The 1,063-nt window shown below is 72.6% G+C and carries 2 protein-coding genes; one reads left to right on the top strand and one right to left on the bottom strand.

Annotation, left to right across the window (positions count from 1 at the left end; all coding sequences use genetic code 11):
- Positions 1-386: AraC family ligand binding domain-containing protein (locus AC27IQ_RS25480; protein WP_487091293.1), on the bottom strand; the 386-nt coding region annotated here is incomplete at its 3' end.
- A 65-nt stretch (positions 387-451) separates the two neighbouring features.
- Here AC27IQ_RS25480 and AC27IQ_RS25475 point away from each other — a divergent pair.
- Positions 452-1,063, top strand: a 612-nt coding sequence (locus AC27IQ_RS25475; RefSeq protein WP_487091292.1) for an MFS transporter, incomplete at its 3' end; no start/stop codon positions are given.

Below are 1,063 nucleotides of genomic sequence, written 5' to 3'. Positions count from 1 at the left end.
CGCGCGCCGATGGGCACGCCCGGCCCGCAGCGCCCGCGCGGCTGGTGGAAGTACAGCGTGCGCAGGTCGGCGTCCTGCACCATGGTCACGGCATGCTCCACGCCGGGCGGAATCCACAGCGCGCGCGAGGGCGGCACGATGTAGGTGCCCTGCGCCGCGGTGAGGCGGATCACCCCCGTGGTCGAGATCGCCACCTGCGCCCACGGGTGGCGGTGGGGCAGCACCTGCGTGTCGGCGGGCAGCCAGCGGGCCTTGGCGCGCACCGGGCGCGTGCCGGCGGGCACGAACAGGTCGGGCGTGAGCGAGCTGACGTACGACACCGCGCGGCGCGGGCGCGGTGCGGCGCTGGGGGCCGGAGCGGGAGTGGAATGGGCGGTGCTTGGCATGATCGCGACAGAAGTTGGCAGTCTATCGTCAACCTGCCGCCGCGCCGCTGCCTAAGATCGCTGCCATGACCTCCACCGCATCCCCCCACCCCGCAGCGCCCGCCGGCACGCTGCGCCAGGACGCCCGCACCATCGGCCTCATCGGCCTGGCCCACGGCTCCTCGCATTTCTTTCACATGCTGCTGCCGCCGCTGTTTCCGTTCCTGATCGCGGAGTTCGGCTTCAACTACTCGGAGCTGGGGCTGCTGGTGTCGGTGTTCTTCGTGATCTCGGGCGTGGGCCAGGCGCTGTCGGGCTTTCTGGTGGACCGGGTGGGCGCGCGCCCGATCCTGTTCTTCGCGCTGTCCAGCTTCGCCGTGGCGGGCCTGGTGGCCGGCACGGCGCAGGGCTATGCGGGGCTGATGCTGGCGGCGGCGCTGGCGGGGCTGGGCAATGCGCCCTTCCATCCGGTGGACTTCACCATCCTGAACAAGCGCGTGTCGCCGCAGCGCCTGGGCCACGGCTTTTCGGTGCACGGCATCTCGGGCAACCTGGGCTGGGCCACGGCGCCGGTCTTCATGGCCGGGATCGCCGCGGCCACCGGATCGTGGCGCACCGCCTGCCTGTGCGGGGCCGCGCTGGCGGCGGTGGTGCTGGCCATCATGGTGTGGCAGCGCGACGCGCTCGATGACCGCCAG

Source organism: Acidovorax sp. KPB24-07, from assembly GCF_057543315.1.
Note: the sequence above shows the minus strand (reverse complement) of the source record. Positions and strands in the feature narration are given on the sequence as shown.